The 1517-nt window shown below is 64.3% G+C and carries 2 protein-coding genes and 1 pseudogene; 1 reads left to right on the forward strand and 2 read right to left on the reverse strand.

What is annotated here, in order from left to right; translation table 11 throughout:
- Nucleotides 1-315, reverse strand: a pseudogene (locus EN925_RS35340) (dihydroorotase); the annotation flags it as partial.
- Nucleotides 312-1271, reverse strand: coding sequence for an aspartate carbamoyltransferase catalytic subunit (locus EN925_RS35345; protein WP_013531794.1), 960 nt, complete (start codon nt 1269-1271; stop codon nt 312-314). The gene EN925_RS35345 and the pseudogene EN925_RS35340, both read right to left, overlap by 4 nt.
- A 28-nt stretch (nt 1272-1299) precedes the next feature.
- On the opposite strand from EN925_RS35345, the gene EN925_RS40320 reads away from it, so the two are divergent.
- Nucleotides 1300-1517, forward strand: a 218-nt coding sequence (locus EN925_RS40320) for a hypothetical protein (RefSeq protein WP_206633116.1), incomplete at its 3' end; no start/stop codon positions are given.

A 1517-nucleotide genomic window follows, 5' to 3' on the forward strand; every position in this document is an offset into this window, starting at 1 on the left:
GTCGATCACTGGGTCGGTATCGGGCATCATGACGATGGAGGTGACGGCGCCAGCCGCCGCCGCGACACTCGCCGACGCAATGGTTTCGCGATGCTCGCCGCCCGGTTCGCCGATGAAGACGCGGCCATCGACCAGGCCTGGAATGATCGCCTTGCCGGCGCAGTCGATTATGGTGGCGCCCTCGGGCGCGCCCTGGTTGAGCGCTGCCTTGCCGGCGGCAACGATCTTGCGGCCATCGACGATGACGGCGCCGATCTCGTCGATGCCGCGCGAGGGGTCGACGATGCGGGCGCGCTCAAAGACCGTTATGCTCATGCGCCGCGGCCCTCTTGGTTGCGACGGGGATCGAGCAGCGCTTCCATGACCGCCATGCGCACAGCAACGCCCATTTCGACCTGTTCCTGGATGACGCTTTGCGGGCCGTCGGCGATTTCCGAAGCGATCTCGACGCCACGGTTCATCGGTCCGGGGTGCATCACCAACGCGTCGTCTTTGGCCGCCTTCAGTTTTTCCGCATCGAGGCCGAAATAGCGGAAATACTCGCGCACCGAAGGCACGAAGGCGCCTTCCATGCGCTCGCGCTGCAGGCGCAGCATCATCACCACATCGGCGTCCTTGAGGCCTTCGGCCATCGAACGGGTGACGATGACGCCCATCTTCTCGATGCCAGTGGGCAGCAGCGTCGACGGCGCAACGACGCGCACCTGCGCGCCGAGCGCGTTGAGCAGCATGATGTTGGAGCGCGCCACGCGCGAATGCAGGATGTCGCCGCAGATCGCCACGATCAGCTTCGACAGCGGGCCTTTGGCGCGGCGGATGGTCAGCGCGTCGAGCAGCGCCTGTGTCGGGTGCTCATGCGCGCCGTCGCCGGCATTGACGACGGAGCAGCCGACCTTCTGCGCGAGAAGCGCGGCCGCACCGGCCGACTGGTGGCGGATGATCAGTATGTCGGGCCGCATGGCATTCAGCGTCATCGCCGTGTCGATGAGCGTTTCGCCCTTCTTCACCGAAGAGCTTGCCACCGACATGTTCATGACATCGGCGCCAAGCCGCTTTCCGGCCAGTTCGAACGACGACTGCGTGCGCGTCGAGGCTTCATAGAACAGGTTGATCTGTGTGCGGCCGCGCAGCGTCGAGGTTTTCTTCTCGGACTGCCGCGAGATCGCGACCGCCCGGTCCGCCCTGTCGAGCAACAGCTCGATGTCGGCAGGGGAAAGGTCGCGGATGCCCAGAAGATGGCGATGAGGATAGGGGGACGAAGCGTCGGTCATCTCAAGGGGCTGCTATAGGGTGGAGACTTTGCGGCTGCAAGCGCCAGCTTTGCATTGGAGCCGTTCTCCTCATTTTTTTCGTGTAGACGGCCGATTGTATCGGCCGGTATTTTCATCGCGCGCGCTGCATGGCTTGGCTATATCTAGCCGACAGCCTCGGATTCGTGGCTTTCTGACGATAGAAGGATTGGGCGTGACCGACGACGTGACGAACCAGCCGCCGCCGCTGACGGGCGGCAACGCCTG

The sequence above is a fragment of the Mesorhizobium sp. M7A.F.Ca.US.006.04.2.1 genome (genome assembly GCF_004022915.1).
In the GTDB taxonomy this organism is placed as follows: domain Bacteria; phylum Pseudomonadota; class Alphaproteobacteria; order Rhizobiales; family Rhizobiaceae; genus Mesorhizobium; species Mesorhizobium ciceri.